Below are 23,573 nucleotides of genomic sequence, written 5' to 3'. Positions count from 1 at the left end.
CTTTATGATGTAGAAAAAGATAGAGAGTCTCATCGATACATTTAAATCGTATTATTTTTATAGAAAGATTAAATGTTAATTAATTACATTTAAAACGGTATGGAGGGGTAGAAGTATGTTTCAAGGGAAATTAAGGAGTAGTAGTTTAAAAACAAAGTTACTTGTATCATTTATTATTATTTTAGTTCTTCCAAGTATTGTAATTGGTTGGACGTCTTATCAACAGGCGAAGACGAATTTTAATGAAACGATTTTAAACTCGGCGAAAGATAATATAAAAATTTTGGATAATGTAATTAATAAAGAATTGGATAGTAAAAAAGTAGATGCAACTTATTTTACGAAATTATTCACACAATCAAGTTACCAAGCAGATCAAATTCAAAACATACAAAATAAACTAGAAGAATACAATAAACTGCATCCAGAAATGGAAGCAATCTATACAGGATCTAGTAATGGACAGTTCATTCAATCACCAGCTATTCAGATGCCAGATGGATATAATCCTACAGAAAGAGATTGGTATAAAGAGGCCGTGAAGAAAAGTGGAGAGGTAATTGTAACTGCTCCATATAAGTCAAAAACGACAGGGAATATTGTTATTACACTAGCAAAACAAAACGAGGATAAAAGTGGAGTTCTTGGGATTGACTTAATCATTAATAATATTGTTACTACTTCTAAGATGGTTAATATTGGTAAGGAAGGGTATGTAGCGATATTTGATCAAGATAAAAATGTAGTAGCGCACCCGAAAATGAAGCCAGGAGAGAAATTAGAAGAGAAACTTAGTAAAGAATTGTATAAACAGGAAGCTGGGGATTTTCATTATTCATTAGATGGTGAAGATCGCAATATCACTTTTAAAACGAATAAGAAAACTGGGTGGAAAATAGCAGGAATTATGCCTTCCAAAGAAATTATCGAAGCGGCTGAACCTATTTTCTATAAAACAGTAACTGTTCTTGGAATTTCACTAATAATCGGTGGGATTGTAATTTACTTCATAATTGCGTCTATTATTAAACCGTTAAAACAACTTGTCATATCATCGAAGAAGATTAGTGAAGGTGATTTAACAGAATCAATTACAGTTCATTCTAAAGATGAAATTGGACAGCTAGGAGAAAGTTTTAACGAGATGGCTGCATCGTTACAAAGTGTCATTTCCAATATAAACACTTCAGCAAGTCATGTAGCGGCATCTTCAGAAGAATTAACAGCTAGTATGAAGCAGACAAGCGAAGCAACGGAACAAATTACACAGGCGATAGAGCAAGTATCAAGTGGTGCAGAAATACAAACGAAAGAAGTTGAAGAAGGAGCAACATTGTTAGAAGAAGTTACAGAAGGAATTCAGCGTGTTGCAGATAGTTCTTCATTAGTATCTACAGCCTCTATGTATACGAAGAAAAAAGCTGAAAATGGTGGGAAGTTAGTTGAACAAACTGTGAATCAAATGCAATTAATTCATGAGTCTGTTTCACAGTCAGACAAAATCATTGGTTTGTTAGACGATAAGTCGAAACAAATTGGAGCAATCCTTGAAGTGATTCAACATATTGCAGAACAGACAAATTTATTAGCGTTAAATGCGGCAATTGAGGCTGCGAGAGCTGGAGAGCAAGGAAGAGGATTTGCAATTGTAGCAGATGAAGTGCGAAAGCTAGCAGAACAATCAGGACAGTCTTCTACGGAAATTGGGAAACTAGTGAAAGAGATTCAATTTGATATAAAAGAAACAGTAAGCTCTATGAATCAAGTTGGAGCAGAAGTACAATCAGGACTTGTAGTTGCAAATGAAACGAAGCAAAGCTTTGCCGAAATATTGAAGTCTACAAATGATACAGTTGTACAAATTGATAGCATGGTAGATGTAGCAAAACAAATGACGGTAGATGCAAAACAAGTAAGTGCATCTATTAATGAAATTGCAGCTACAATTGAAGAAAATGCAGCAAGCGTTCAAAATATTGCTGGTTCTTCAGAAGAACAATTAGCTTCAGTAGATGAAATAAATGCAGCAGCAGTCCATCTATCACAAATGGCAGAAGAATTACAAGAGATGATTAGTAAGTTTAAAGTGTAATAACAAATATTAAGAAACGAGGTAATAATTTTACTTCGTTTCTTTTTTTATGAGAAGAAAAAGAAAGAAATATAGAGTAACCGTGTTATGATTAAGTATAATTAAAGAGACTGTATATTCTTTAAATTCTATCTTTAATCATGTTAGGGGAATGGTTTTGAAATTTAAAAAATTAAAACTCCAACCGAGAATTACATTAACTATTAGTACACTTATTTTAGTGGTACTTCTGCTAACGAGTTATTTATTTTATTACATATTATCTGAAACGGTAGAAGAGCAAATTGGGAAACGGGCTTTGCATGTTGCGAAAACAGTTGCCGCGATACCAGAAATTCAGGAAGCTTTTCAAAAAGAAAATCCAGCTTCTATTATTCAGCCAATCGCAGAAAAAATTCGAATGGATACAGAGGCTGACTTCATTGTAGTTGGAAACAAAGAGGGGATTCGTTATGCGCATCCTGAGCGAGATAAAATAGGAGAAAAAATGGTTGGCGGAGATAATAAAGGCGTTTTATTAGAAGGAAAATCATATGTTTCGAAAGCAACTGGATCATTAGGCCCTTCATTACGCGGAAAAGTTCCAATCCGTAATCAGGAAAATGAAATCATTGGTGTGGTGTCTGTTGGATTTTCAATGGCTGATATTCATGGAGCGGTAGAAGTGTATGGAAAGCGTGTATTTTGGATTACAATAATAGGGCTATTAATTGGAGTAATCGGCTCTATATATTTAGCGGCAAGTATAAAAAGAATGATGTTCGGGATGGAACCAGAAGAAATTTCATCTTTATATGAAGAGCATAGTACAGTGATTCAATCTGTACGTGAAGGGATTATTGTAATCGATAAAAATGGCATGATTAGTTTAGTCAATCAAGCAGCTTATGATATTCTTTCGCTAGATAAACAACAAAATATTATTGGGGAATTTATTTTAAATGTAATTCCTAATTCAACGATACTAGATGTACTTCAAACTGGTGAAGAACAGTTTGATCGCCAATTAAATATAAAAGGACAGGCTGTTATTGCGAACCGTCTACCTATTAAAGTAAAGAATAAAGTAACTGGCGTTGTATCGAGCTTACGTTTGAAATCTGAAATGGATCAGTTAACAGCAGAATTATCTCAGACGAAGCAATATACAGAGGCATTACGAGCGCAAGCACACGAATATAATAATTTATTGTATACGCTTTCAGGTCTTATTCAATTAGAATCATACGAAGATGCTTTAGAGCTTATTCATAAGGAAACAGCGGTATATCAAGATTTTGTTCAATTTATTATGAAGCGGATTCAAAATCCATGGCTAGGTGGAATTTTAATTGGATTTTATAATAGAGCACGAGAGTTGAAGATTGATTTTATGCTAGATAGAGAAAGTGGTTTAGAAAAATTAAGTCCACATATTGAGAGTAATTATGTCGTTTCTATTTTAGGAAATTTAATTACGAATGCATTTGAAGCAATTGAAAAAAATGAAGAGAATGATAAGAAAGTAAGGATGTTTGTAACTGATATTGGAGAAGAAATATTAATTGAAGTGGAAGATTCAGGGCAAGGGATTCATGATGAAATAATTACTAGCATATTCTATAAAGGCTTTTCGACGAAAGAAGGAGGAGAGCGAGGATATGGATTAGCAAAAGTGAAAGAGTTAGTAGAAGATTTAAATGGAAGTATTGCAATTGAAAAAGGGGATTTAGGTGGTGCGTTATTTATTATTGCACTACCGAAAGAGAGAGGCGAATAGTAATGGGTGAGGAGATTGAAGTATTAATTGTAGAAGATGATATTCGGATTGCTGACATTCATCGTCGTTTTACTGAGAAAATTGAGGGATTTAAAGTAATTGGAACGGCAACGACTGGAGAACAAGCGAAAGAATGGCTAGAGCTTGTGAAGCCACAGCTTGTTTTATTAGATGTGTACTTACCTGATATGCAAGGAACGGAACTTGTCACATATATTAGGCATCATTTGCACGATACAGATATTATTATGATTACAGCGGCATCGGAAACAGCTGTAGTGAGGCACGCCCTGCGGGGCGGAGTAACAGATTATATCGTAAAGCCACTAATGTTTGACCGATTTAAAGCAAGTCTGGAAGGCTATCAAAAAAAGATTATACAGTTAAAGAAAAATAATCAATTATCTACGGAGCAAATTGAATATTTATGGTCTCAAAGAGGGGGGAAGGGAGATCAAATAGAATATGCCCCGAAAGGGATAGATCCTTTAACTTTAGCGAAAATAAAAAAGCATATGTTAACAGTTAATGAAGATGGGATTACAGCAGAGGTGCTAAGTTCAATGGTAGGCGTAAGCCGATCAACGGCAAGGCGTTATTTAGAGTATTTGATATCTGGGAAGAAAGTCCACGCAGAGCTAATATATGGAAGTGTTGGGAGACCCGAGAGACGTTATTTTCTTGTTTCTTCATAATAAAAAACAGTAGAGGATTTTTATTCCTTCTACTGTTTTTTTTTGCATCTTATATTGGAATAATCCCAATTACAATTCCGGTAATTAACATAACCATTGTCGTTCCAACGGCCCACAATAAAGTGAAGCGTTGATGTTCACCGAAATCAACTTTTGCCATTCCGACCAATAAATAAGTGGAAGCGACAAGAGGACTTAATAAGTGAACGGGTTGCCCAAGTAAGGAAGCACGTCCCATTTCAGCTGCACTAATTCCGTAAGTAGCAGCAGCTTTCGTCAAAATAGGTAATACCCCGAAGTAAAATGCATCATTAGACATGAAAAATGTGAATGGCATACTGAGAAGTGCTGTAATAATTGGCAATTGTGGTCCAAGTGCATCTGGTATAAGAGTTACTACACTGTTAGCCATTGCATCTACCATTTTTGTTCCAGATAAAATACCAGTGAAAATACCGGCAGCAAATACGAGAGAAACAACTGCTAATACATTCCCAGCATGAGAAGCAATACGTTCTTTCTGTTGCTCTAAGTTTGGATAGTTAATCATAACAGCGATAGCAAAAGCGACTGTAAATAAAACAGGTAATGGCATAACTTCTAGTATGAGACAGACAAGTAATGTGGCGGTTAATAAAAAGTTAATCCATAGAAGTTTAGGGCGTTTATGCACTGCTGCTTCGACAGTTGCAGCTTGCTCATCCATTGTTTGCATTTGTTTTAAATACTGTACATCCATAATTCCTAAACGTTTTCTTTCTTTTTTTCCAAGATAGTAGGCAACGAAAACAACCCAAATTGCACCAGCAATCATTCCTGGAATAAGAGGTGTAAATAATTCGGAAGCCTCAAGCCCAAGTGCGCTCATAACACGAGCTGTGGGTCCACCCCAAGGTGTAAGATTTGTTACCCCTGCCCCTAACATAACAACTCCAGCTAATATGAGGGGGTTCATTCCAAGGCGCTTATATAGTGGATACATTGCGGAAACTGTAATCATGTATGTTGTTGTACCATCACCATCTAGAGAAACGATAATAGTTAATATAGCCGTTCCGACAACGATTTTTAAAGGATCTCCTTTTACAAATTTTAAAATCTTACTAATGACAGGATCGAATAAACCGCTATCAATCATAATCCCAAAATATAAAATAGCGAACATAAGCATAATACCAGTAGGTGCTAATTTTTGGATCCCCTCTAACATCATAGGCCCCATATCGGCATAGAATCCGCCAATTAATGCAAAAACACTCGGAATTAATATTAATGCTACTAGCGCTGACATACGTTTCGTCATAATTAAAAACATAAAGACAAATACCATCGCAAATCCAAGTAGTGCTAACATGTAATTTCCCCCTCAAAAGAATGATTGCGCTTTCAAAATAGAATAAAAATTCAGAAAAAGGTTTTTTATTTATAATAAAAGCATCTATTCAAATGGTAAATAATTTGAAAAATAACATCATTAGAAGCATAATTTTTATTTTGTTCATTTTGTTCACGGTAGTTAATTTGAATTTTTAAAAAGTAAGCTGCTTCTCGTAAGAATGGTAGAATAAGATGAAAATAGTGAAGTGTGAAATAGGGAGTAGATGTTATATGAAAACGAGAATTGAAGAGATTTATAGCTCTTATGAAGGAAAAGTAGAGGAGATTTTTATTAATGAATCTTCTTACGTATATGAATGGGAAAAATTACTGATGATCCGAAAAAATGACGGTGAGCTTAAAAAAATTGCAGTCGGGATTAGTGGAAATATAAGATTGGTAAATGTAGAAGTTGGACAGGAAATTAGTGCGGATACATTATTAGTTAAATTAGAAGATGATTTGTTAATTACAGGTTGCGAGTGATGAGAGATGTGTAGAAATAACTACACATCTTTTTTTGTTTCCTATATTACAAAAAGCACATTGTTTTTTCACAAATCTCACACAACCTTTTGGTATTCTTTTCGTGGAGTATACGGTTTCTAGGGAGGAATATTGATGAAAGTAAAATATGTCGTACTTGCTATATGTTTATGTTTCGTATTTACGGTAGTCGGGTGTGGGAAAAAGGAAACAGCAGCTGTTGCCATTGATGAGAAACATGATAAATGTGATATTTGCCAAATTGGGGTAACAGATAATCAATTTGCAACAGAAATTATTTTAGAAAATGGAAAAGCGTTAAAGTTTGATGATATCGGTTGTATGTATAAATGGATGGAGATCAACTCAGATGAAAAGACGAAAGAGAAATTTGTCCGAGATTATGATTCGAAAGATTGGATTTCGTTAGAAGACGCTACTTACGTATATGATAAAACAATAACGACACCGATGGCTTATAATGTCATTTCATTTAAAAATAAAAAAGGTGCAGAGAGCTTTGTATCTAACTATAAGGGGAAAGTTCTTTCGTATAAAGAGCTAGCAGAGCATAAATGGGAAATGAATAAAGAGATGATGGGGAAACCGAAAGCAGGAAATCATGGTGGACATCATTAATAGAAAAAGACAACTATGTAGTTGTCTTTTTCTATTATTACTCAGGTGCAAATATAGAAAAGGTGTAAAATTTTTAGCAGAACGGTTACAATGGAATATAGTAACCTAAAGCAATCATTTATGTACTTTTTAGAAATGTATACAAATGCGGTAAAAACGTGCTAAACTAATTGCTTCATAATGTTAATGATGGGGCCATCAGGCGTATCATTTCAATAGGTTGAGAAACATAGTATAAGCTTAAGATAATCCGATTAAAGAAGGAATCTAAAGGGCTTATGGATAAATGTACTCAAGAAGAGTTATTGTATGTGATGGAGGAATGGTTAAGAAAACATTATCTTTCATAGGAGCTGTAGTTGTGAGAAAACAAAAAATTTTATTATGTATTTTATTAGGACTTTTAATGACGGTAGTGGCTTGCGATAAGCAAGAAGAACCAGAATCGAAACCGGTTCATGTGAAAAATGAGAAGAAAAAAGAGAAGCATAAAGAACAGGAAGAATCTAAAGAAGAGAAAAGTATAAATTTAATGGACAAACAGTTGTTACTTTCAGCTACTCTTGGAGACACAGAGACAGCTATGAAGTTGATTCAGGATGGAGCGAATATAAACGTAGAAGGTGACAACGGAGAAACGCCTGTCCTTGCAGCGACGTACCAAAATCATGTAGAGACAGTTAAAGCATTAATTGGTGCAGGTGCTAATATTGAAATTAAAGATGAGAAAAAAAGTAATCCACTTCTTTATGCAAGTAGAGAAGGATATACGGATATTGTAAAAGTATTAATTAATGCAGGAGTTAATACGAAAGAAACGACTAGGTCAGGTGGGACAGCACTTATTTCTGCATCTGAGCGTGGCCATGTAGAGGTTGTTAAAGAATTATTAGAGCATACAGATATTGATGTGAATTATAAAAATGAACGTGGTGGAACAGCGTTATTAGAAGCAATTGTATTAGGAAATGGTAGTGAAAATCATAAGAAAGTAATTCAATTACTTATTGATCACGGTGCAGATGTAAACATGGCTAACAAGGAACATCTGACGCCACTGCAATACGCTGAAAAAAGAGGTTTTAAAGATATTGTAAATATGTTGAGGGTAGCTGGAGCGAATGAAGTAGTACAGCCACAACAACCAGTAGAGTAAAAAACGAAAAATAATCCCATTTAGATAGACAGAATGAAGAAATCAGTTAGTATGATGGATTCAGTAATGTGTATTTGAATGGGATTTTTATTTTGAACATGAAAAATAGATTATGAATGGATGGTAAATGGAGTAAATAAGGAGGCAACCTTATTTGGCAATTGTAAAAAATGAAAAAGTAGTTTCTGTTTGTTGCAGTGCCAGAAGTACGCCCGTAGCTGCTGAGGCAAGTGTGGAAACTTTAGCGGAGTTTCAAGGGAACGGATATGGTACTGATGTTGTTACAGCCTGGGCCATATCAATACAAGAGAAAAGGCGCATTCCACTTTATAGTACTGCTTGGGATAACTTTAGTTTGCAAGCAGTGGCAAGCAAACTAAAAATCATTAACTATGGAATGAATTTACATATTGATTGAATTTTAAGTATTGTTTCGTTCTATTTATTTATATTTTAATATCTAGATTAATGTAAATAATGATATGGTGAATATTAACATTCGATTAACACCTAATTAACAATCTATCAAAACTGACTTAATAAATGCGTAATATAGTAAAGGTAACAAAATAACTAGGGTAGAGAACATTTGAGAACACCCACTTACATATAATGTGCCACTTTCTTAGGTGTGCTCTATTCCCTAGAGTTCAAATAAGGAGAAAGGCGTTCTATGTAAGTAGGTGTTTTTAGTTTGGATAAAAATAGAACAGTTAGGTGGAATAAATGTTTAAAGAACCTTATATTGCGATGATAAAGGATTGGAAAGGATACAAAGCATACAAAAAATTGCCGAAAACAGTTTTTCTTATGACTGGTTCAATGCTGGAATTACCAGAGCGTGTATATGAATTGCAGAAACATGGACATGATGTATTTCTTCATTGTGATTTTATACAAGGCTTAAATACGAATACAGAGGAAGCGCTTTTGTATATTCAAGATGTTATCGGGGCACAAGGTATTATTTCAACAAAGGGTTCAACAATTCGAAATGCTAATAAAATTGGATTGAAAACAATTCAACGTATTTTTATTGTAGATACTTTATCTCTTACTAAATCAATTGAAAATTGTAAAACGACTAAACCAAATGCAGTAGAGATTATGCCGGGGATTATGCCTTCTATTATTAAGCAGCTAGTAGAGGAAATAGAGTTTCCTATTATTGCAGGAGGGCTGATTCAAACGCGAGAAGATGCGGAAATTGCAATTCGTGCAGGAGCAAGTGCGATTTCAACAAGTCATTATGAAGTATGGATACAAGAAGAAAAAAGGAGTGCAACCTTGTGATTGAATTGAAAAATGTTTCAAAGGTATATAAAAATGCAGAAGAGACAGCGGTTAAAGGCGTATCGGTTCATATTAAGAAGGGTGAATTTTTTGTTTTAGTTGGACCTTCGGGATGCGGGAAAAGCACATTATTACGAATGATCGCTGGCTTAGAAGAGATTTCTTCAGGAGATTTAATTATTAATGAACGTGTTGCAAATGATCTAGAGCCGAAAGACCGTAATCTATCAATGGTATTTCAAAATTATGCATTATATCCACACTTATCTGTAGAAGAAAATATTTTATTTGGACTTAAGGTAAGAAAAGTACAAAAAGAAGAGCGACAAAAGCGATTAATGGAAGCTATTGAAATGGTAGGACTGAAAGAGTATGTGAAAATGAAACCAGGCCAATTATCAGGCGGACAAAGACAGCGTGTTGCACTTGCCAGGGCAATTGTGAGTCAAGCGCCAATCTGTTTAATGGATGAACCACTTTCGAATTTGGATGCGAAATTACGTGCGCAAATGAGAATTGAAATTAGAGAAATTCAGCAGCGATTAGGAATTACGATGATTTACGTTACCCACGATCAAATAGAAGCGATGACTATGGGTGATCGTATCATGGTTTTAAATAAAGGAAGTATACAGCAAGTTGGAACACCACTTAACATATATAACGAACCAGCAAACGAATTTGTTGCAAGCTTTATAGGTTCTCCTTCTATGAATATAAATGATGGGGAAGTAAATAAAGAAAAAGGTGTATTACATATAGGACAATTGCAAATTCCATTATCTATTAGACAGTTAAAGCAATTACCAGAAGGAACAATTCGCATAGGCATGCGCCCTGAGCATATTGCACTGTCTGAGGAGGGACAAGAAGTGACGTTGCAATCTGTAGAAGTATTAGGGAATGAATCTATATTGAACTTTGCGGTAAATGGAACAACTTGGAGTGCGAAAGTTATCGGACAGTTACTCCTGAACAAAGGTGACAAAGTAAAATTATTATTCTCGCAAGAAAAGTTATGCTTCTTTAACGAAAACACGAATGAACGCTTAAAAGTGGTAGCTGAAGAAGAGTTGAAAGTGGTGGCGAAATAATGATCGAAGTAAGTAAGTTACCAGTTCAAACAAAGGTGTCAAAAAAGAAAAAATTATGGGAGAGAACGAAAGATTTAAGAATAGGATTATTGTTTTTGGCGCCATCTATTTTGCTATTTTCGATTTTTCTGTTCTATCCATTGTTTAGGACGATTTATTATAGTTTTTATTTAACCGATATACATGGAGAAGCTAATCTTTTCGTTGGCTTAGAAAATTATCAATATTTATTCTCTGATCCAGCCTTCTACAAAAGTATAAAATCAACTTTATTATTTGTTTTATATACAGTTCCTACGAGTATTATATTTGCTTTGTTTCTTGCATTGATTGCAAATGGAAAGGTAAGAGGTATTGGGTTATTCCGAGTTCTGTTTTCTTCGACGATGGGAATATCAGTAGCTGCTAGTGCAGTGATTTGGCTATTTTTATTTCATCCAAGTGTAGGATTATTTAATAATATATTAGCCTCTATGAACCTTCCTGCAATCGCATGGTTAACGAGTCCGGACTGGGCACTATTCTCTGTATCAGTTACAACAGTTTGGGTGAATACAGGTTTTGCATTTTTAGTTATATTAGGTGGTTTACAAAATATTGATACGTCTTTATATGAGAGTGCATCTATAGATGGTGCTAGTTATTTATATAAGCTTCGCCGTGTTACATTACCGATGCTATCACCAACTTTATTCTTTATTGTAACAGTAACATTAATTAGTGCGTTCCAAAGCTTTGGACAAATTGATATTTTAACGCACGGTGGACCAAATGATGCAACGAATTTAATTGTGTACTCGATTTACAAAGAGGCGTTTGTGAATCATCAATTTGGAACAGCAAGTGCACAAGCGATGGTATTATTTGTTTTCATTTTCGTTGCTACATTACTTCAATTTAAGTTTGCTGAGAGAAAGGTGCATTATAAATGATTGTTAAACAGTGGAAACAAAATTTCCTATTATACATGCTACTCATTATTAGTGCAGTGATGGTATTTTTTCCTGTACTGTATGCATTTTTAATAAGCTTTATGACACCAGACGATATTCAAATGAGAAGGTTATTTCCGACCCAGTTTACTTTTGATAATTTCATTAATATTTTTCAAAAAGTACCGCTTTTTACATACTTATATAACAGTTTAATTGTATCGACAGTCGTTATGATTGGACAACTTATCGTATCAAGTTTAGCAGCTTATGCTTTTGTTTTTCTTCAGTTTAAAGGGAGAAACTTAATTTTCTTCCTGTTTATTTCAACGATGCTTATTCCGTGGGAAGCAACGATGGTGCCTAACTTTTTAACGATTCAAAACTTTGGCTGGATCAATAGTTTCGCCGGGATGACAGTGCCGTTTTTTGCAACAGCTTTCGGTATTTTCTTGTTACGTCAACATTTTATGACACTCCCGAATGAACTGAAAGAAGCTGCTTTTATTGAAGGGATTGGAAATATAAGATTTTTATTCAGCGTTGTAATACCGTATTGTAAAACGAGTTTTATTACGCTTGGAGTATATAGCTTTTTAACAACATGGAATATGTATTTATGGCCACTTTTAGTGACCACTGATGAAAAAGTAAGAACAGTGCAAATCGGTGTAAAGCAGCTTCAGTCTCAAGAAGTTGCAACTGATTGGGGAAGCGTAATGGCCGGTGTTACGGTTATCGTTATTCCAACATTGATTTTACTATTTTTAGGGCAAAAGCAATTACAACAAGGATTAACAAAAGGTGCAATTAAATAACTAAGAGAAGGTGAGATTTAAATGAGTCTAGTTAAAAAAGGTGCTGCTCTATTAATGGTAGCAACAATGGCATTATCTAGTGCAGCTTGTTCAAATAGTAAAACAGAGGGAAAACCTGAAGTACAGGCAAAAGTAGCACCAGTTGAAAAAAATGGTGATAAAACTGTAATTCGCTTCTGGCATGCGATGGGTGGAAAAACACAAGGAGTATTAGATGGTCTTGTTGCAGACTATAATAAGTCGCAAAATAAATATGAGATAAAGGCAGAGTTCCAAGGGACATATGAAGAGTCTTTAACGAAATTTAGAACGATGTCTGCAACGAAAGAAGCGCCAGCTCTTGTTCAATCGAGTGAAATTACAACGAAATATATGATTGATAGCAAAAAAATCACACCAATTGATAGCTGGATAAAAAAAGATAAGTACGATACGTCAAAATTAGAAAAAGCAATTACAAATTATTATTCAGTTGATGGAAAAATGTATTCTATGCCATTTAATTCATCTACACCAGTATTAATTTATAATAAAGATGCTTTTGCAAAGGCGGGCTTAGATCCAGAGAAAGCTCCAAAAACATATGCGGAATTACAAGAAGCAGCGAAAAAGTTAACGATTAAAGAAGGCGGAAATGTAAAACAATATGGATTCTCCATGCTTAACTACGGTTGGTTCTTTGAAGAATTGTTAGCGACACAAGGTGCTTTATATGTAGATAACGAAAACGGCCGTAAAGATGCTGCAAAGAAGGCGGTATTTAACGGTAAAGAAGGACAGAAAGTATTTGGAATGTTAGATGATTTAAATAAAGCTGGCGCACTTGGAAAGTATGGAGCAAGTTGGGATGATATTCGTGCCGCGTTCCAATCTGGACAAGTTGCTATGTATTTAGATTCTTCAGCAGGTGTTCGTGATTTAATCGATGCATCTAAGTTTAATGTAGGTGTTTCATATATTCCGTATCCTGAGGATTCGAAACAAAATGGTGTTGTTATTGGTGGAGCATCATTATGGATGACGAATATGGTTTCAGAAGAAACGCAACAAGGTGCTTGGGACTTTATGAAATATTTAACGAAGCCAGACGTACAAGCAAAATGGCATACTGCAACAGGTTATTTCTCAATTAATCCAGATGCATATAATGAGCCATTAGTAAAAGAGCAATATGAAAAATATCCACAGTTGAAAGTAACAGTAGATCAATTGCAAGCGACGAAGCAATCTCCAGTAACACAAGGGGCTTTAATTAGTGTATTCCCAGAATCACGAGATGCAGTTGTAAAAGCATTAGAAGCGATGTATGACGGGAAGAATAGTAAAGAAGCGTTAGATGAAGCTGCCAAAGCAACAGATAGAGCAATTAGCATTTCAGCTCGTACGAGTCAAAAATAAGAGAAAGCCGTATCCTTAAAAGGGATACGGCTTTCTTTATAGGGAGATAAGGGATCAAAGAAATGATGAAGTCTTATCTCTTTTATATGAGTAAAGGGTCTAGAGTGAATGTTGTCCTTTTCATTATTTATTTAACTCCATTGCGACTTGTTTACCATTTACGAAAACCTCTACTACCGCTACTACAACTTCCATTACTTTTTGCATCTCTCATCTCTCCTTATTTTTTGTTTCATTTCTTACTCTCAGTATAAGGAAATACAGTAATTACAACTATCGAATTGGATGACAAGAGACTTACATTGTTGTAAGGATAATAGTTTAGTTTGTAATAAAGTGAAACTGTAATCAGTGGGGGGCTTACTGCCCGTTAATGCGGGATTTCAATTCTGAACTTTCTGTCGTTTTGAACTATAATTAGAAAGAGGGGGGATAATATGAAAAGAATTCTTGTTATTAGTGATATTCATGGAGAGATAGAAAAGTTCGAACATTTATTGGAAGAAGCTCAATATGATGCGAAACAGGATCAATTAATCTTACTGGGAGATTATGTAGATCGTGGTCCAAATGCGCGTGCTGTAATTGAAAAGGTAAGAGAATTGAAAAAAGATGGAGCACTCATTTTAAAAGGAAATCATGAAGATATGATGATTAAGGCGTTAACGACAAATGAGGAACGTTCATGGAACCATTGGGTAAAAAGAAATGGTGGAGATAAGACATTATATAGCTATGGATTTGTAGAAGAAGATATTGCGGTTAATGAGAAAGACTTCCAAAAACCGATTTTACACTCTCGTGTATTAGAGGAACATATAAAGTTTATTCAAGAATTAGATCATTACATTGAAACAGAAGAGTATATATTTGTACATGCTGGGGTTGAACCGATGAAACGAGTTTCTGAATCTGAACCATATACATTAATGTGGATCCGTAATGAATTTCATAATGGATATAGCGGTGAAAAGGTTATTGTATTTGGGCATACGGAAACAAAAACGCTTCATGGTAGTGAGGATTGCGGAGTGTATTTTGGTAGTAATCGTATTATTGGGATTGATGGCGGGGCTGTGTATGGCGGTCAGCTAAATTGTTTAGAGTTGCCGAGTAAAAAGGTATATGTAATAAAAAATTGAAAGAGATAAGAGGAATCTTATTTCTTTCAATTTTTTATTAAGCTAAATTTAAGACAAAGTTTTTATAATAAAACTTCAAAATTTTAGAAGGAAATAGTTAAAAATGAAATTACGTAATGTAACTACATTCTTTTGTTATGAAGAGAAGAAATGTAATAATAAATAGAATTGAACTATTTGATGGAAGGTGAGAGCATGCGTTTACTTGTAGTCGAAGATAATGCTTCGTTATTAGAGTCTATCGTACAAATTTTACGTGATGAATTTGAAGTAGATACGGCAATAAATGGAGAAGATGGATTGTTTTTAGCTCTTCAAAATATATATGATGCAATTTTGCTGGATGTGATGATGCCAGGGATGGACGGATTTGAAGTGATTCAAAAAATACGAGATGAAAAGATTGAAACACCAGTCCTGTTTTTGACAGCGAGAGATTCTTTAGAAGATCGGGTGAAGGGATTGGACTTTGGTGGAGATGACTATATTGTTAAGCCATTTCAGGCCCCTGAATTAAAAGCGAGAATTCGTGCTTTACTACGCAGAAGTGGTAGTTTAACAACGCAGCAAACAATTCGCTATAAAGGCATTGAATTGTTCGGAAAAGATAAAGATGTTCAAGTAGATGGAAAAGGTATGAAGTTATCATTAAAACAATATGAGCTTCTAGAGTACCTTGTTCAAAATAGCGGAAAGATTTTAATGCGTGAACAAATTTTTGATCGTGTTTGGGGATTTGATTCAGATACTACAGTAGCGATTGTAGAAGTGTATGTGCATCATTTACGTAAAAAATTAGAGCCATTCGGTTATCAGAAAGATATTCAAACCGTTCGAGGTATTGGATATATATTAAAAGAACAATGAAAAAAGGAAGTATGTTTCAAAAAACACGCATTCGTTTGACTATAGTGAACTCATTAGTATTTATTCTATTAATAGGTATATTAGGCAGTATTATTTATTCGTACACATACAAGCGTATTTATAGTGAAGTAGATCAATCTATAAAAATGATAGCTCAGTATAGAGAAAAATTAGATGTTAAAGTACCACCAAGAAAACGCATGGAGAATATCCAAATTGGAGATCCGCGAGTAACTAGAATAACTTGGAATGGGAAAATAGTGAAAATAGAGGGCGATAACCGTAAATTCCGTTCTATTTTTGAAGAGAATTTGGAAAGTTTTTCTCCCGAAAAATTAGAGGAGTTACAAGATATTGAAGTACAAGGACGATATTTTAGAGCATTTTCGCTTCAAAAAGATGGAGAAATAGTTCAAATCGTGCGAGATATAACAGCGGAAGAAGGAATGTTAAATACTTTATTTTTAATTCTCGTTATAGGTTGTAGCATAGGAAGCCTCTGTGCGATAGGTATTGGCTTTTTCCTAGCTGGTAGAGCACTCGTACCTATTCAAAGTTCATGGGAGAAACAGCAACAATTCGTTTCTGATGCATCACATGAACTCAGGACACCACTTGCAGTTATTCAATCAAAAACGGATGTTTTATTCCAGTCACCATCCGCTACGATAGAAGAAAAAGCGATGGATATTTCTACAATTTCAAAAGAATGTAGGCGGTTATCGAAACTCGTTAGTAATTTATTATTGCTAGCACGTTCTGATTCTAATCAAATTGAGATGGATAAGAAAACATTTGAACTTGATAAATTGTTAGAAGAAATAGTAGCTCCATATAAAGAGATTGCTTCTTATCAAGAAAAAGAAATGATGCTAAAAGTAGAACGTGGTGTATCTTTTATGGGGGATAGAGAGCGGATTCATCAAATGATGGTCATACTGTTAGATAATGCGATGAAATATACAAACGAAGGTGGGCATATTCAAATTGATTGCACGCAAACGAGTAGTTCAATTCGCATACAGGTGAAAGATGACGGGATAGGAGTGAAAGAAGAAGATATTCCGAAATTATTTGATCGTTTTTATCAAGGGGATAAAGCAAGAAGTACGTCAGAAGGAGCTGGATTAGGTCTTTCAATCGCAAATTGGATTGTAGAAAAGCATTACGGAAAAATATCAGTAGAGAGCAAATGGGGAGATGGCACTTGTTTTGAAGTGATTTTCCCTAAAAACCAAAAAATATAAGTAAGAAGACGACCTTGTTTTTACAAGGTCGTCTTTTTTTAAGGGAAAGTTAAGAAACTATTTATATTATGTATGGCATAAAGAAAGTTCGTTACATGAAGAAGAGACTAGGTGTATGTGAGTGGGGTTTATCAATCATAATGTTATCTCAAGCAGCGATGAGATGTATGTATAGTATTAAAAAAACTAGGGGAATGATGGGAAAGAAAGTATAAGAGGGAGGAATTAATTTTGAAAAAGAAAATGATGACGGTATTCACTATTGGAGTAATGAGTTTAAGTATATTAGGGGGTGCCTCTCCTTCTGAAACACAAAAAGGAAAGACAGATTACACGCAGCGCAGTAAAGAACAATTGAACAATGGTAAGATACATGCAGTGCATACAGAAGAAAAAGCAGAGAAACTAGGTATTGAAACGGAAGGAAAAGAACAAATTATACTAGAAAAAGAAATTCATGAAACAGAAGTAGGAAGGGAAGCAGAGCAGTTAGGCATATCGGTTGAAGGAAAAGATGTTGGGACGCTGTCAGAAGAAATCTATGAAACAAAAGTAAAGCAAGAAGCGTTAAAGCTAGGTATATCTATAGAGAATACATCAATTGTAGATTTAATTACTCAAATTAATGCGATTAAAATTAAAGATGAAGCAGATAAATTAGGTATTTCGACAGACGGAAAAGAAATCGAAGACATCGCGGAAGAAATCTACGGAAAGAAAGTAAGAGAAGAAGCAGAAAAGCTAGACATTTCTCAAAAAGGAAAAGAAATTGAAGAGTTAGCACAAGAAGTGTACGAACAAAAAGTACAAGAAGAAGCAAAAAAACATCATATTGATTTGTATGGTAAAGATATATATCAAATATTAAGAGAAATTAATGAACAAAAGGTGCTACAAATGGCAGATGAGCTTAATATGGATAAAATGAATATGAATATTCAAGAGTTAGCGGAAAAGATAAAAAAAGATCAGCCTGAAAAAGGAAAAGAACTAAATTTTGTACCGATGGTACGAACGGATGCTGACGCATTTTATTCTTATTTAACGAATTAATAAGGGTGTGAAAGCGATAAGAAAATTGAAGTGGTATATATGTACAGCTTTACTAGGTGCAGCAATATGGAGTGTATATACAAATGGAATTCCAAAGTATGTAGAGAAGTTAACATTCTCAAATATACAAAGAGGAAAAGAAACGGAGTTTAGTAATAACGATGAAAAAGTCATCTTATCAAATGTTCCCTTAATTCAGCAGTTACCAGAATTGGATAGAGGCTGTGAAGTGACGAGTTTAGCGATGATGTTACAATACGCTGGTGTTTCAGTGGATAAGATGACATTAGCAAATGAAATAAAAAAAGTTGATTTTATAGACGATGGTGTGCGCGGGAATCCAAATGAAGGATTTGTAGGTAATATTTATACATTTTCTGAATCGGGATATGGTGTATATCATGGGCCACTCTTTCAGTTAGCGGAAAAATATTTACCTAATAAAGCTGTAGACTTAACAGGGAAGAATATAGAAGAAATTTATAAGAGTATAAAAGCAGGGCAACCTGTAGTCATGATCACAAATGCAACATTTGCACCATTAGATGCAGATGAATTTACTACATGGGAAACAAATAGTGGAGATGTTTCTATTACGTATAATGAACATTGTATTGTACTTATCGGGTATGATCAGGAATCTGTATATATTCGAGATCCACTTGAGGGTAGCTTAGATGTAAAAGTACCGAGAGAAACCTTTGAACAGGCATGGGCGCAAATGGGAAGTCAGGCAATTAGTTATGTAAAGAGCGTCAAATAAATTAGGACGAAGAGTTTTAGTAATATGACTATAAGGCGAAGGATAAAGATTTGAGGATTATAAGAGAAGTTTTATAGAGTATAAGCTGTTAAGAAATAAGAGAACTTTAGTATATATAATGCTAAAGTTCTCTTATTTTTATGATTAAAATACGTATAAGGAGTGAATATGCAAAAATGCATAATTGACGAAAAATTTACATGTTATCATTATATATTGTTTTATATATGTTAATTGTATAAAATGACACAAGTATCCACATTACATAAAGGAGGCTTATTATGCAAAAAATATTTAACTGGGTTAAATGTATGAGTATCAATAAAAAATTAATCATTTCATTTTTTATTATTTTAACTATACCAGGAATTATTATCGGTGGTGTTTCATATCAAACTGCCAAAACAAATTTTGAGCATCAAATGACAGATAAGGCAAAGGAGAATATTTCGATTTTAAATACTGTTATTTCTCAAAATATAGAAGAGAAATTTGTTGATGCGACGTACTTTGCAGACATCTTAACAGAGGATACATATCTAAATGGACAAGAAGAAATAGTAAGAACGAAGTTAGCACAATATATAAAGCTTCATCCAGAAGTAGAAGGTATTTATATTGGAACAGAGACGGGAAAGTTTATAAGAGAACCATTTATTCAAATGGCTGATGGGTATAATCCAACAGATAGATCTTGGTATAAAGAAGCACATGAAAATAAAGGGAAAGTAATTGTTACTGCGCCATATCAGTCAGCATCTACAAAAAATATGGTAGTGACGATTGCGAAAGAAGTAAAAGATGGTAAAGGTGTTATAGGAATTAATTTAAATTTAGATAACATCTTAAAAATTTCCAAAATGATTAACATTGGTGAAAAAGGTTATGCAGTTATTTTAGATCAAAATAAGCAAATTGTTAGTCATCCATCTAGAAAACCAGGTGCAAAAGTTACTGATCCTTGGATTAAACCAATTTATGAAGATAAACAAGGAAATGTGTCTTATACAGAACAAGATGATAAAAAGAATTTAATCTTTGCAACAAATGAGAAAACGGGCTGGAAAGTAGTTGGCGTTATGTTTGATGAAGAAATTACCCAAGCTGCGAATCCAGTATTTTACAAGACTTTTATTGTTATTGCTATCGCTATTGCATTTGGTAGTGTATTAATTTATTTCATTACAAAGTCTATTACAAGGCCATTACGAAAAATAGCCGAATCGGCATATAAAATTAGTAAGGGAGATTTAACAGAGAAAATTACAATCCATTCCAAGGATGACATAGGGAAATTAGGGAATTCATTTAATGAAATGTCTACGTCTTTACAAGATGTTATTACCCAAATTAGCTTTTCAGCAGAACATGTTGCAGCATCGGCAGAAGAGTTAACAGCGAGCGTACAGCAAGCAAATGATGCGACAGATCAAATTACAATTGCAATGGAACAAGTATCAGGTGGGGCTGAATCACAAAGTCAAGGTGTTGAAGAAGGTGCGGCTACATTGCAACAAGTAAATACAGCAATTCAAGATGTAACTGGAAGCGCAGAGTCAATTTCTATTTCTTCATTACATGCGCGAGAAAGAGCTGAAGAGGGAGAAGATTTAGTTGAACAAACTGCAAAACAAATGCAGTCTATTTCTAGGTCGGTATCCGAGTCAGATGCTATTATTAAACTGCTTGATGAGAAATCAAAGCAAGTAGGAACTATTTCTGAAGCAATTCAAAACATCGCAACTCAAACAAACTTATTAGCTTTAAATGCGGCTATTGAAGCAGCAAGAGCAGGTGAACAGGGACGAGGATTTGCTATTGTAGCAGATGAGGTTAGAAAATTAGCAGAGCAATCAGGAGAGTCATCTGGAGAGATTGCAAATTTAATTGCAGAAATTAAGGCGGATATTGAACATACTGTTAAGGCAATGGATAATGTGAATGGAGAAGTTCAACAAGGCCTTGATGTTGTAACAAAAACGAAAGTAAGTTTTACGGAAATTTTAAGTTCTACTACACATATTGTTTCTCAAGTTAATCAAATGGTAGAAACAACGAAGAGAATTGCTGGAGATGCAAATGAAGTGACAAATGCTATTGATGAAATTGCAGCTGCTGCAGAAGAAAATACAGCTAGTATGCAAAGTGTTGCAGCTTCAACAGAAGAACAGGTTAATTCCATGGAGGAAATTAGTTCAGCTTCGCAAAACTTAGCTGAGATGGCAGAAGAACTACAAGCGATGACTAGTAAATTTAAAGTATAATAACAGCAGATAAGTAAGGTGAAAATAATATCACCTTACTTATTTTTCTATTCAGCAATTAGGGGAGTCATTAACGGGATGAAAAAAAGAAGAAGACTATGGAATTTATGGAAAACGATTACATTGTTAGTTTGTACAGTTGTAATTTTTTCTTTACTTGTGACAGATATATTAATTAGTCATAATGTAGAACGGACGACGGAGGATAGCCAAGCAGAGAAGGCAAAAACAATTGCACACATTGTGGCGAATGATTCGATTGTAATCGATGGTTTGGTTGGGAAAGCAGATACCTCTGCAATCCAAACGTATACAAATAGAATATTACAAAACACAGGTGTTCAGTTTATTGTAGTTATGGACATGAATGGAATAAGAAAGTCACATCCAAATCCTCAAAAAATAGGGCATCATTTTATTGGGGGAGATGAAGGGCCTGCATTGAAAGGAAAAGAACATGTATCGTTAGCAGAAGGAACTTTAGGTATTTCCATGCGAGTGTTTGTACCAATATTTTCTGAAACAGGTGAACAACTTGGAGCTGTGGCTGTTGGTATTTCAGCAGATAATGTAAAAGAGAGAGTTAAGGAAAGTAGACATATCATTTATATTGGTGTCGGAGTTGGTGTATTAGTCGGAATTATAGGAGCAATATTGCTAGCTAGACATATAAAGAAAAGTTTATTCGGTCTTGAGCCGCACAGGATAGCAAAAATTCTTGAAGAAAGAAATACGATGCTACAATCTGTAAAGGAAGGTATTATTGCTGTAGATAAAGAGGCTAGAGTAACATTAATTAATAATGAAGCGAAACGTCTATTTAAAAAAAGCGGACTTGAAGAAGATTTTATCGGTAAAGATGTTGAGTTGTATATGCCAAATTCACGTATAAAAGAAGTATTGCAAACGGGAGAAGTACAATTAAACGAAGAACAAAATATTTATGGAATTACGATTGTGACGAATCGAGTTCCTTTATATGTAAAAGGAGAAATAGTTGGTGCAATTGCAACATTTCGTGATAAAACAGAGATTAGAAAACTAGCAGAGGAACTAACTGGTATTAGACTATATGCAGAAGCATTACGGGCACAATCTCATGAGTTTATGAATAAGATGCATGTCGTATTAGGGCTTACACATATGAAGCAGTATGAAGAATTACAGAAGTATATAAGCGGCATGGTATCAGAGCATCAATATGAAATTGGTGGAGTTATGAAAAGAATAAAAAGTCCAGTATTTGCTGGTTTTTTACTAGGTAAGCTCAGCTATGCTAGAGAGAAAAATATAAAATTAATTATAAGTGAAGATTCTTATATGCCGGAAATAGATGATGAAAGTATTACTCATGAACTTATTACGATTGTCGGAAATTTAATTGATAATGCATTAGAGGCAGTTACGAATTGTGAAAAGAAGCAAGTTGAAGTTAAGATACAACATGGGGATATACTAACTATTACAGTACAAGATACGGGAAAAGGTATACAAGAAAAAGAAATAGAGCAATTATTTACGAAAGGTTATTCCACAAAGGGAGATAACCGCGGTTATGGTTTGTATCTTGTAAAAGAAAGTATACAGCGAATAAATGGGGAAATTCATATGCATTCATTAGTAGGTAAGGGAACAACGATAACAATTGAAATACCTAAAGGTAGGGATGAGAGGCAAATATGATTAAAGTTTTAATTGTAGAAGATGACCCGATGGTAGCAATGCTAAATACGCATTATTTAGAGCAAGTAGGAGGATTTGAACTTGTTCAAGCAGTTAACTCAGTAAAGTCGGCGATCGAAATATTAGAGAAATCACGAGTAGATTTAGTATTACTTGATATTTTTATGCCTGAAGAGACTGGTTTTGAGCTTTTAATGTATATCCGGAACCAAGAAAAAGAAATTGATATTATAATGATTTCAGCTGTACATGATATGGGAAGTATTAAAAAAGCATTACAATATGGTGTAGTAGATTATTTAATTAAACCATTTACATTTGAACGATTTAAAGAGGCATTAACTATATATCGAGAAAAACTTACTTTCATGAAAGAACAACAAAAAATTAGTCAATCGGAATTAGATTCGTTAATTTTACAAAAAGAAAAAAGGGAGCCTACTGTCACGAAAGAGCTTCCGAAAGGGTTAACGAAGCAAACGTTGCAATTAATTTGGCAGAAGATCGAGTCGTTGAATGGAAGAGTGTTTACAACAGATGAAATGGCACAATTAGTTGGAATTTCAAGAGTTTCTATTCGAAAATATGTAATGTTTTTGACTGACATTGGAGTGTTAGAAAACGAAATGATGTACCAACATGTGGGCAGACCTGTAAGTAAATTAAGATGTGTTGATCAAAAGAAAATAGAGTTTTACGTATAAGCGACTTAATATAAGTCGCTTATACTTTTTTTAATTACAAAATCAATTACAAAACTTACAAAAACTATTTTTACTATTGAAAGCGTTTTAATATTGTTATTAAGAAAACGA

Annotated in this window: 20 protein-coding genes and 3 pseudogenes; 22 read left to right on the top strand and 1 reads right to left on the bottom strand. The window is 34.2% G+C overall.

The genetic code is table 11. The features are described 5' to 3' along the window. Positions 1-115 precede the first annotated feature (115 nt). The 4 genes and pseudogenes from ACTFN4_RS25695 to ACTFN4_RS25680 form a co-directional block, all read left to right on the top strand. Positions 116-1,150: pseudogene (locus tag ACTFN4_RS25695) on the top strand (HAMP domain-containing protein); the annotation flags it as partial. Next, on the top strand, positions 1,145-2,092 hold the full coding sequence (locus ACTFN4_RS25690) for a methyl-accepting chemotaxis protein (RefSeq protein ID WP_370445030.1): 948 nt from the start codon (positions 1,145-1,147) through the stop codon (positions 2,090-2,092). The pseudogene ACTFN4_RS25695 and the gene ACTFN4_RS25690, both read left to right, overlap by 6 nt. A 151-nt stretch (positions 2,093-2,243) precedes the next feature. Then, positions 2,244-3,851, top strand: coding sequence for an ATP-binding protein (locus ACTFN4_RS25685; protein WP_002040620.1), 1,608 nt, complete (start codon positions 2,244-2,246; stop codon positions 3,849-3,851). A gap of 2 nt (positions 3,852-3,853) precedes the next feature. Beyond that, entirely contained in the window at positions 3,854-4,546 is a 693-nt protein-coding gene (locus tag ACTFN4_RS25680; RefSeq protein WP_439962959.1) for a response regulator, read from the top strand. 49 nt (positions 4,547-4,595) lie between these two features. On the opposite strand, the gene ACTFN4_RS25675 is transcribed toward ACTFN4_RS25680, so the two are convergent. After that, complete coding sequence (locus ACTFN4_RS25675; RefSeq protein WP_000880464.1) at positions 4,596-5,900, bottom strand: CitMHS family transporter; 1,305 nt, start codon at positions 5,898-5,900, stop codon at positions 4,596-4,598. A 254-nt stretch (positions 5,901-6,154) separates the two neighbouring features. On the opposite strand from ACTFN4_RS25675, the gene ACTFN4_RS25670 reads away from it, so the two are divergent. The 18 genes and pseudogenes from ACTFN4_RS25670 (at position 6,155) to ACTFN4_RS25585 (ending at position 23,462) form a co-directional block, all read left to right on the top strand. Further along, a complete protein-coding gene (locus ACTFN4_RS25670; protein WP_000857376.1) occupies positions 6,155-6,409 on the top strand; it encodes a hypothetical protein in 255 nt (84 codons plus the stop codon). A gap of 135 nt (positions 6,410-6,544) precedes the next feature. Further along, positions 6,545-7,048, top strand: coding sequence for a nitrous oxide reductase accessory protein NosL (locus ACTFN4_RS25665; RefSeq protein ID WP_439962958.1), 504 nt, complete (start codon positions 6,545-6,547; stop codon positions 7,046-7,048). Positions 7,049-7,334: 286 nt separating this feature from the next. After that, positions 7,335-8,204, top strand: a complete 870-nt coding sequence (locus ACTFN4_RS25660; protein WP_000287336.1) for an ankyrin repeat domain-containing protein — start codon at positions 7,335-7,337, stop codon at positions 8,202-8,204. Positions 8,205-8,346: 142 nt separating this feature from the next. Next, positions 8,347-8,622, top strand: a pseudogene (locus ACTFN4_RS25655) (GNAT family N-acetyltransferase); the annotation flags it as partial. Between the two features lie 308 nt (positions 8,623-8,930). Beyond that, the gene (locus ACTFN4_RS25650) at positions 8,931-9,497 is read left to right on the top strand and encodes a glycerol-3-phosphate responsive antiterminator (RefSeq protein ID WP_000472003.1); all 567 of its coding nucleotides are present in this window, start codon (positions 8,931-8,933) and stop codon (positions 9,495-9,497) included. Further along, entirely contained in the window at positions 9,494-10,591 is a 1,098-nt protein-coding gene (locus ACTFN4_RS25645) for an ABC transporter ATP-binding protein (RefSeq protein WP_000571390.1), read from the top strand. Before ACTFN4_RS25650 ends, ACTFN4_RS25645 begins: the two co-directional genes overlap by 4 nt. Then, positions 10,591-11,523, top strand: a complete 933-nt coding sequence (locus ACTFN4_RS25640; protein ID WP_000573797.1) for a carbohydrate ABC transporter permease — start codon at positions 10,591-10,593, stop codon at positions 11,521-11,523. The genes ACTFN4_RS25645 and ACTFN4_RS25640 overlap by 1 nt, the downstream gene beginning before the upstream one ends. After that, complete coding sequence (locus ACTFN4_RS25635) at positions 11,520-12,341, top strand: carbohydrate ABC transporter permease (protein ID WP_000635946.1); 822 nt, start codon at positions 11,520-11,522, stop codon at positions 12,339-12,341. Before ACTFN4_RS25640 ends, ACTFN4_RS25635 begins: the two co-directional genes overlap by 4 nt. 21 nt (positions 12,342-12,362) lie before the next feature. Then, the gene (locus ACTFN4_RS25630) at positions 12,363-13,739 is read left to right on the top strand and encodes an ABC transporter substrate-binding protein (protein WP_086404037.1); all 1,377 of its coding nucleotides are present in this window, start codon (positions 12,363-12,365) and stop codon (positions 13,737-13,739) included. Between the two features lie 437 nt (positions 13,740-14,176). Further along, positions 14,177-14,881, top strand: a complete 705-nt coding sequence (locus tag ACTFN4_RS25625) for a metallophosphoesterase family protein (RefSeq protein ID WP_000821949.1) — start codon at positions 14,177-14,179, stop codon at positions 14,879-14,881. A 195-nt stretch (positions 14,882-15,076) separates the two neighbouring features. Continuing rightward, on the top strand, positions 15,077-15,748 hold the full coding sequence (locus ACTFN4_RS25620; protein ID WP_001238621.1) for a response regulator transcription factor: 672 nt from the start codon (positions 15,077-15,079) through the stop codon (positions 15,746-15,748). Continuing rightward, the gene (locus tag ACTFN4_RS25615; protein WP_086404038.1) at positions 15,745-16,995 is read left to right on the top strand and encodes a sensor histidine kinase; all 1,251 of its coding nucleotides are present in this window, start codon (positions 15,745-15,747) and stop codon (positions 16,993-16,995) included. Before ACTFN4_RS25620 ends, ACTFN4_RS25615 begins: the two co-directional genes overlap by 4 nt. Before the next feature lie 231 nt (positions 16,996-17,226). Further along, positions 17,227-18,048, top strand: a complete 822-nt coding sequence (locus ACTFN4_RS25610) for a hypothetical protein (protein WP_025687624.1) — start codon at positions 17,227-17,229, stop codon at positions 18,046-18,048. A gap of 7 nt (positions 18,049-18,055) precedes the next feature. Next, complete coding sequence (locus tag ACTFN4_RS25605; RefSeq protein WP_002023225.1) at positions 18,056-18,811, top strand: C39 family peptidase; 756 nt, start codon at positions 18,056-18,058, stop codon at positions 18,809-18,811. 281 nt (positions 18,812-19,092) lie between these two features. Then, positions 19,093-20,136 (top strand): annotated as a pseudogene (locus ACTFN4_RS25600) (HAMP domain-containing protein); the annotation flags it as partial. Next, complete coding sequence (locus ACTFN4_RS25595) at positions 20,128-21,075, top strand: methyl-accepting chemotaxis protein (RefSeq protein WP_439962961.1); 948 nt, start codon at positions 20,128-20,130, stop codon at positions 21,073-21,075. The pseudogene ACTFN4_RS25600 and the gene ACTFN4_RS25595, both read left to right, overlap by 9 nt. A 78-nt stretch (positions 21,076-21,153) precedes the next feature. Then, positions 21,154-22,758: a sensor histidine kinase gene (locus tag ACTFN4_RS25590; protein WP_025687626.1), complete on the top strand. Its 1,605-nt coding sequence runs from the start codon at positions 21,154-21,156 to the stop codon at positions 22,756-22,758. Further along, positions 22,755-23,462: a response regulator gene (locus tag ACTFN4_RS25585; RefSeq protein WP_000598666.1), complete on the top strand. Its 708-nt coding sequence runs from the start codon at positions 22,755-22,757 to the stop codon at positions 23,460-23,462. The genes ACTFN4_RS25590 and ACTFN4_RS25585 overlap by 4 nt, the downstream gene beginning before the upstream one ends. The last annotated feature ends 111 nt before the right edge of the window (positions 23,463-23,573 follow it).

This window comes from Bacillus cereus group sp. MYBK95-2 (assembly GCF_051915225.1).
Taxonomy (GTDB): domain Bacteria; phylum Bacillota; class Bacilli; order Bacillales; family Bacillaceae_G; genus Bacillus_A; species Bacillus_A cereus.
The sequence above is the reverse complement of the archived record's forward strand: the minus strand, read 5'-3'. Positions and strand labels throughout refer to the sequence as shown.

What these genes read in the sequence shown, in the direction of transcription:
- ACTFN4_RS25690 (WP_370445030.1), top strand. Translation starts at nt 1,145, where the DNA reads ATGGCTGCATCGTTACAAAGTGTCATTTCCAATATAAACACTTCAGCA.
- ACTFN4_RS25685 (WP_002040620.1), top strand. Translation starts at nt 2,244, where the DNA reads ATGGTTTTGAAATTTAAAAAATTAAAACTCCAACCGAGAATTACATTA.
- ACTFN4_RS25680 (WP_439962959.1), top strand. Translation starts at nt 3,854, where the DNA reads ATGGGTGAGGAGATTGAAGTATTAATTGTAGAAGATGATATTCGGATT.
- ACTFN4_RS25675 (WP_000880464.1), bottom strand. Translation starts at nt 5,900, where the DNA reads ATGTTAGCACTACTTGGATTTGCGATGGTATTTGTCTTTATGTTTTTA.
- ACTFN4_RS25670 (WP_000857376.1), top strand. Translation starts at nt 6,155, where the DNA reads ATGAAAACGAGAATTGAAGAGATTTATAGCTCTTATGAAGGAAAAGTA.
- ACTFN4_RS25665 (WP_439962958.1), top strand. Translation starts at nt 6,545, where the DNA reads ATGAAAGTAAAATATGTCGTACTTGCTATATGTTTATGTTTCGTATTT.
- ACTFN4_RS25660 (WP_000287336.1), top strand. Translation starts at nt 7,335, where the DNA reads ATGTACTCAAGAAGAGTTATTGTATGTGATGGAGGAATGGTTAAGAAA.
- ACTFN4_RS25650 (WP_000472003.1), top strand. Translation starts at nt 8,931, where the DNA reads ATGTTTAAAGAACCTTATATTGCGATGATAAAGGATTGGAAAGGATAC.
- ACTFN4_RS25640 (WP_000573797.1), top strand. Translation starts at nt 10,591, where the DNA reads ATGATCGAAGTAAGTAAGTTACCAGTTCAAACAAAGGTGTCAAAAAAG.
- ACTFN4_RS25635 (WP_000635946.1), top strand. Translation starts at nt 11,520, where the DNA reads ATGATTGTTAAACAGTGGAAACAAAATTTCCTATTATACATGCTACTC.
- ACTFN4_RS25630 (WP_086404037.1), top strand. Translation starts at nt 12,363, where the DNA reads ATGAGTCTAGTTAAAAAAGGTGCTGCTCTATTAATGGTAGCAACAATG.
- ACTFN4_RS25625 (WP_000821949.1), top strand. Translation starts at nt 14,177, where the DNA reads ATGAAAAGAATTCTTGTTATTAGTGATATTCATGGAGAGATAGAAAAG.
- ACTFN4_RS25620 (WP_001238621.1), top strand. Translation starts at nt 15,077, where the DNA reads ATGCGTTTACTTGTAGTCGAAGATAATGCTTCGTTATTAGAGTCTATC.
- ACTFN4_RS25615 (WP_086404038.1), top strand. Translation starts at nt 15,745, where the DNA reads ATGAAAAAAGGAAGTATGTTTCAAAAAACACGCATTCGTTTGACTATA.
- ACTFN4_RS25595 (WP_439962961.1), top strand. Translation starts at nt 20,128, where the DNA reads ATGTCTACGTCTTTACAAGATGTTATTACCCAAATTAGCTTTTCAGCA.
- ACTFN4_RS25590 (WP_025687626.1), top strand. Translation starts at nt 21,154, where the DNA reads ATGAAAAAAAGAAGAAGACTATGGAATTTATGGAAAACGATTACATTG.
- ACTFN4_RS25585 (WP_000598666.1), top strand. Translation starts at nt 22,755, where the DNA reads ATGATTAAAGTTTTAATTGTAGAAGATGACCCGATGGTAGCAATGCTA.